Below are 6998 nucleotides of genomic sequence, written 5' to 3'. Positions count from 1 at the left end.
TGTTTGCACCTTAAATCTGCTTCTTTTTCTGTGCTGTTTTACGCACTCATTTTAATATGTTTGACATTCCTCATCCTGTTACTCATAAGAATTGTCCAAAACCCGAAAATGGTTGGCGTTGGGCAGAAAAAACTTTCTGGAATTTTGTAAAAGCTGGACAAGTTGAGTGGGGAAAAGATCATACAACACAACCTCATATAAAAAAGAGAATAGAAACGGCAACAGATTCACTAAGATCTATAATTTACGAAGATAACAGGGCTTCAACAAAGCTTGTATCAGATTTGTTTAATGGAATAAAAGTTTTTGATAATCCAAAGCCTCTGAATGTTCTTTATAGATTAATAGATTTTGTTACTGAAAAAGATGACATTATTCTTGATTTTTTTTCAGGTAGTGGGACAACAGCTCATTCTGTTTTGCAGTTAAATGTTGATAAGCTGAATGAAAAACGGAAATTTATTGTAGTTCAGTTACCGGAAAATCTTGATGAAAATCTTAAACGAGTTAAATCAAATGAAAAGAAAATAATTCAGAATGCAATAAATGTATGTGATGAAATTGGAGCACCTCATATTTTGTCTGTTATAGGACAAGAACGCATTCGCCGTGCAGCCGCAAAAATCAAGACGGAACACCCGGATACAACCGCAGACTTGGGATTTAAAACTTACTATCTAAAATCCATGCCGAAAGAAACGCTTGATAAAATCAAAGCCTTTGAACCGAATTCGCTTGAACTTGTTTTTGACAACGGCGACATCGTAAAATCTCTTGGCGAAAAAACAGTTTTGCAGACCTGGCAAATAAAAGACGGTTTCGGCTTCAGCACAACTCCTAAAGAAATTGACCTTGCGGGTTACACAGCATGGCTTTTGGACGATGAAAAAATCGGAAAATATCTGTATCTGCTTGTCGAGATTGAAGAAAAATCTATCAAGGAACTTATCCGCAAAATTGAAAGCCTTGAACTTACGGTAGACAAAATCTTTATTTACGGCTATTCGTTCGACTTTAATATGCTTACTTCGATTACCACAAACCTTAAGACACTCAAAAACCGTAATCCTATTGAACCGATTGTGAGGTACTAAATGCGACTGGAACAAAACTTACCGCACCAGACAAATGCAGTCAATGCAGTGCTTCATGTTTTTGACGGAATTGAGCCGAAATTTTTTACGGACAGAACAAAATGCCCTTTGATGACAGAAGACATTGCGGTAATAAAAGAAAATATTGCGCAAATTCAAAACGGTGAAAAACAGAATTGCTTTATGGCTGGCTATACAGTGCCGGAAAAATTGCGCGAGAATTATACTGATTCCAGTTCAAAATATCTGAATATTGATATAAAAATGGAAACTGGAACTGGCAAAACTTATGTCTACACAAAGACAATGTTTGAGCTTCACAGGGCTTATGGAATAAACAAGTTCATCGTACTTGTGCCGACTGTTCCAATCAAGGAAGGCGCAAAAGCTTTTTTTAAATCTTCATATATGAAAAGCGATTTGCAGTCTTTGTACGAAGGAACTGAATTACGGATTCATGTTTTGGACGCTCAAAAGCAGAAAACAAAAGGACGGAAATCTTTCCCGATTGCGATTCAGGAATTTGCAGAAAACACAGACTTGAACGGAAATAAAATTGATGTGCTTTTGACAAACAGCGGAATGTTGAATTCCGCCGCCACGATGGATGCTGAATACGACCAGACTTTGCTCGGTAATTTTACGAATCCCTACAAAGTTTTGCATAACATAAATCCGTTTGTAATCATCGATGAGCCGCACAAGTTCAACCGTACCAAAGGAACGTTCAAAACTCTTGTAGAAAAAATTCAGCCGCAGTGCATTATCCGCTACGGCGCGACTTTCCCGGAAATGGGCAAGGATAAAATCGATTATGAAAATGTAGTGTATTCTCTTGGAGCATGCAGCGCGTTTAATGACAATCTTGTAAAAGGAGTGCAGGTTGAATACATTGCCGATGAAGACAAAATCAAGGATCAGATAAAAATCAAAGTGCTTGAAATAAACACTGCAAAGGGCGAGGCAAAAACTGTCCGCTTTCAAAACGAGCAGACAAAAAAAACTTTTGATTTGCAGGAAACGGATTCTTTGAGCAACATCGACTCAAGTTTTGAAAACATTCATGTTTCTTCAATTTTAAAAGCAGAAGTTGAACTGAGCAACGGAATGATTCTTCACAAGAGCGATTCACTTTATCCCGAAGTTTTCAGCGACACATTCCAGGTTACAATGCTTAATCTTGCACTTGACCGCCACTTTGAAAAAGAATATGAAAATTTCTGTAATGGTCTTACAAAAATCAAAACGCTTTCCCTTTTCTTTATTGATTCAATAGAATCTTTCCGTAACGATGGCTACTTGAGGAAGAACTTTGAACGGCTTTTAAAAGAAAAATTACAGTCGCTGATTGAAAAATTCAAAATGTCAGAACTCAAAAAAAACAGGGAATATACTGATTATCTTTCTTATTCACTTTCGCATTTAAATGAAATAATTGCAGGTTATTTTTCAGAAGATAACAGCACGGACAGCGAAGATGTAAAAGAAGAAGTTGATAAAGTTCTCCGCAAAAAAGATGAAATCATAAAAATTAAAAAAGATAATGGCGAATGGGAGCCTACAAGATTTATCTTTTCAAAATGGACTTTAAAAGAAGGCTGGGATAATCCGAACATATTTGTAATTGCAAAGCTCCGTTCAAGCGGCAGCGAAACAAGCAAATTGCAGGAAGTAGGGCGAGGACTTCGTCTTCCTGTAGATGAACTTGGAGAACGACAGAGCGACAGGCAGTTTTATCTTCGGTATATAATCGATTATTCGGAAAAAGATTTTGCAGAAAAATTGCTTGCTGAAATCAACGCAGGAGCAGATAGAGAGTTCAAGATTACGCAGAGTTTCCTTGAAGCATACGCAAAGAAAAAGCAGATTGATGTCAATGCGTTTATGTTCGATTTAATTCAGAAGAAATTCATCACATACAAAGGAGAGCCAATCGAAGAAAATCTTGAAGACTTTAAAGAAAACTGTCCCGACTTGTTCATTGCATTGCAGGCTGGAAAAATTGTCAGCATAAATGCAAGTAAAGACAAGGACAGCGAAAAAGTCAAAATCAGAAAAGAAAAGTATGACAAGCTTGCAAATCTCTGGAAAAGCATAAATCAGAAATTCTATCTGCATTTTGATTCAACAAAAGAAAGTGAATTAAAACAGATGCTTTTGGATTTGCTCAAAAAAGGAATCGACGGTTCAACGGCAGTTTCCACATCAATTCAGCAGACTGCAAAAGATGAAGACGGAAGTGTAAAGTTTACGACAGGAATCGGAACGACATTTACATTCAAAAAAGAACTTCCATATTCTGAATTTTTGAAGAAGGCTCAGAAAGAAACGAATATTCCGATTACGCTTTTGCACGAAGTTTTTTGTGAATATTTCAAATCAAATCCTCTTCCCGAAAAGTTTTTTAGCAGGCAGACTTTGCGCCATTTGGTTGAAGGTTATCGTGACTGGTATATCAGAACTTTTTCAGAAAAATACTCGTATGAAAAAGTTGATGTGCCTGTTTCTGATCCGCTTTGCGATGAAAATAATTCCGTAAAAGAATATGTTATCCGTAATGATATTGGTGTTCTGAACTGCAAGGAAACTCCGCTTGAAAATTATCTGTATGATTCCTGCGCGTATGATTCCGACTTGGAGAAAAATAATATTACTCACGGAATAAAATCAAATATTGCCTCGGTTGAAGTGTACGGAAAAATTCCTCGCCGTACTGTGCGAATTCCGACTTATGCTGACGGAACATACAGCCCGGATTTTATGTATGTTATAAATCATACATCTGGTAAAAAACAGCTTAACCTTGTTGTTGAAACAAAGGATAAGACTAAAGACCATATTGATCCGGAAGAAAGACGGAAGTTTACCGCTGCGCATAAACTGTTTGAAAAGTTGAAGAATGATGTGCCTGATGTATATTACCGTCCTCAGATTTCTAAACAGGATATGACAGAAATTATTGAAAGCGTAGTGAAAGGTGAAGATGCAAACAGCGATTTGTATGAGTAAAAGTGTACAGCGTGAGGGATTGTAGTGGTTGCCTGGCAAGTGCGGAGCACCGGAGCGATAGCGGAGCCACGAAAAGCCCGACCCGAACGAAGTGAGGGGCACGCCCAAAAAAATAATAGGACTTTCTGGGTTTTTCTATTCGTCGTTCGTTTTCCTCTTTTTTTTCAGGAGTACCTTGTGTAGGGAACTTTCCGATTTCGATATCATTGCGCCGTTATTTCCCCGTTTTCTAAAAGAGTTGACACTGGTTTGGGGGTGGGTGTAATATATTTTTATGGAAAATAAATCTCGCTTTATAAGTTTAAAATTGAAAATGGTATTTTTTTCAGTTTTGGTGTTGGTCTGCGTGTCCGCTGTCTTTACGATTGTTTCTCTTTTCAATCTTACAAAACAACAGAGTTATACAGTATCCCTTCAGCATGAGCTTATGCTTTCTTCATACGATGAAAAAATTCAGTGGCAGGTTCAGAATGTCATTTCGCTCATAAAAAATTATGACGAGCTGTATTCTAAAAAAGGCTACACTCTTCAGGAAAGAAAAGATGCTATCAAGGAAATCATCCGCGGCATTCACTATGGCACAGAAGGGTATTTCTGGATTGATACTTTTGACGGCGTGAACATTCTTCTTCCTCCCAAGCCTGCGACAGAGGGAACAAATCGCCTTGACTGGCAGGACGAAGACGGAAAATTCATGGTTCGTGATTTTATTGAAATCGGAAAAAATGAAGAAGGCGGCTTTGTCAATTTCAAGTATCCAAAGTTCGGCTCTGATATTCCGCAGCCCAAGCGTTCCTACACAGCTCCTTACAAGCCGTTTGCATGGGTCATTGGAACAGGCAATTATATAGATGATATTGATGTCGCTCTTGGCACTATCGACAAAAAGCTTTCGGCTGATTTTTATTCGGCGGTCAGAAGCCAGCTTATTTTCAGCGTTCTGCTTGTGGCGGTTTCATGCATTTTCTTTATTCTTCTGATTGTAAGAATGTTCGTGCGGCCGATTATATCAATCACTGAAAAGCTGAAGGACATTTCCGAGGGCGAAGGCGATTTGACTGTTGCGCTTCCTGTTTCGGGAAATGACGAAATCAGCCTGCTTTCTATGTACTTCAACAAAACGATTGAAAAAATCCGCAGTGCGATTTCTGCGATAAGGAATGCCGCGGAAAAAATGCAGGAGCTTGGAGAAAAGCTTGCCTGCAACACTGATTCCGCTGCCAGTGCGATTAATGAAATAAGCTCGAACATTGACGGCGTGAAAAAGCAGACTGTTTCGCAGTCCGCCGGGGTTACGGAAACTTCTTCCACTGTCGGGGAAATTGTAAAGAACCTTACAGTTCTCAACGAAAGCATTTCATCCCAGTCTGCCAGTGTTTCTCAGTCTTCGTCTTCAATCGAACAGATGGTTGCCAATATCAATTCCGCAACAAATATTCTTGAAAAGACAACTGGGCTTATTGAAAAGCTCACGGAGGCGACTTCAAACGGCCATGTTACTATGACAGAAACAAACAAAATTGCCCAGAAAGTTTCCCATGATTCTGCAACGCTTCTTGAAGCAAGCACAATGATTGAAAATATCGCCGCCCAGACAAATCTTCTTGCCATGAACGCCGCAATCGAGGCCGCCCACGCAGGAGATGCCGGAAAGGGCTTTGCAGTTGTCGCGGAAGAAATCCGCCATCTTGCGGAGGAAACAGCAAGCAAGAGCAAGACGATAAGCCAGACACTGAGTTCTCTTAGCTCTGATATTACAATGCTTTCAGATTCTTCTGCATCAGTTGAAAAAATGTTTGAGCAGGTGTTTAATTCCTGCAAAGACGTAAACGAAATGAGCTCCAAAGTCATAAGCGCAATGGAAGAGCAGCGCAATGGAAGCACTGAAATTCTTGAGGCGATAAAGGAAATCAATTCTGTGACTTATAAAGTAAAGAGCGGCTCTGAAGAAATGATGAGCGGCAGCACGGAAATTGCAAAGGAAATGGAGCACCTTGGCGATGTTACAAGAGTTCTCAGCGACAGCATGGAAGAAATGTCGATCGGCGCGAATCAGATAAATGAAGTGCTTCAGAGCATCAATACTCTAAGCCAGGAGAATAAAGTCAATATCGAAAGCCTCGGCAATGAAATTCTTCATTTTAAGATATAGGGAATTTCTAAAAAAATATTGAATCTCTTTTTTAACTTGCCTCGGGAAACTTCTGTTTTTCGAGGTTTTTATATTCGCGTTTTATAAATCGGCGGAATATTGCGTTTTTTATCTGTGCAAGTTTCTTTATCAGAAGGGGAATCTTTACTTTTCCAGTTCCCCGGAATAATTCATAATTCCGCCGATTTCCACGACATTGGTGTAGCCGTAGTCTGCGAGTTTCTGCGAGGCTTCCTTGCTCCGCCGTCCGCTCCGGCAGTAAACAAAAAGTTTTGTGTTTTTTGAAGGAATGAGATTTTCTGCTTTTTCCGGTGTCATTGTTTCGTTTGTAAAAAGAATTGCGCCCGGCATGTGTCCGGCTTGATATTCGTCAGGGCGGCGCACATCGAGCAGAACAGCATTTTTTTCTTCGGAAAGCATTTTAAGTCCTTCGTCCATTGAAACGGAAATGTAAGATTTCATAGCGACCTCGTTTTTTGCAGGATTCTTGATTTCACTTTTATTTTCCTTTGCCGTGCACGAAAGGCAGAAGAAAACGGCAGTCATAATTTTGCAGAATGTTTTAATGTTCTTCATGATATTCCCCTGTAAAAAAGTTTGCAGCATAGAACAAAAATTCTCTGCGCTTGCTTATATAAAAATACTACATTTTTGAAAAACATGCTTGTTTCTGCACAGTCTTTTTTCTGCCGTCCCTACCGCAGAAAGCCGTATTTGTACACGAGAGGGCGCAGTTTTTCGGT

The 6998-nt window shown here is 39.3% G+C and carries 4 protein-coding genes; 3 read left to right on the top strand and 1 reads right to left on the bottom strand.

Translation table 11 applies throughout. The annotated features are described in order from the left end of the window. Positions 1-56 precede the first annotated feature (56 nt). The 3 genes from ACI4L0_RS02390 (at position 57) to ACI4L0_RS02380 (ending at position 6255) form a co-directional block, all read left to right on the top strand. Complete coding sequence (locus ACI4L0_RS02390) at positions 57-1094, top strand: DNA methyltransferase (RefSeq protein WP_439798568.1); 1038 nt, start codon at positions 57-59, stop codon at positions 1092-1094. Beyond that, positions 1095-4103 (top strand): type III restriction-modification system endonuclease, encoded by a 3009-nt coding sequence (locus ACI4L0_RS02385; RefSeq protein ID WP_439798567.1) that lies wholly within the window; start codon positions 1095-1097, stop codon positions 4101-4103. A gap of 313 nt (positions 4104-4416) precedes the next feature. Continuing rightward, positions 4417-6255 (top strand): methyl-accepting chemotaxis protein, encoded by a 1839-nt coding sequence (locus tag ACI4L0_RS02380; protein ID WP_439798566.1) that lies wholly within the window; start codon positions 4417-4419, stop codon positions 6253-6255. Between the two features lie 144 nt (positions 6256-6399). Here ACI4L0_RS02380 and ACI4L0_RS02375 read toward each other — a convergent pair whose 3' ends face one another. Continuing rightward, positions 6400-6831 carry a rhodanese-like domain-containing protein gene (locus tag ACI4L0_RS02375; RefSeq protein WP_439798565.1) on the bottom strand — a complete coding sequence of 144 codons (432 nt, stop codon included), beginning with the start codon at positions 6829-6831 and terminating at the stop codon, positions 6400-6402. Positions 6832-6998 lie beyond the last annotated feature (167 nt).

The organism is Treponema sp. (assembly GCF_051883275.1).
Lineage (GTDB): Bacteria > Spirochaetota > Spirochaetia > Treponematales > Treponemataceae > Treponema_D.
This window is presented reverse-complemented; position numbering and strand designations above follow the sequence as displayed.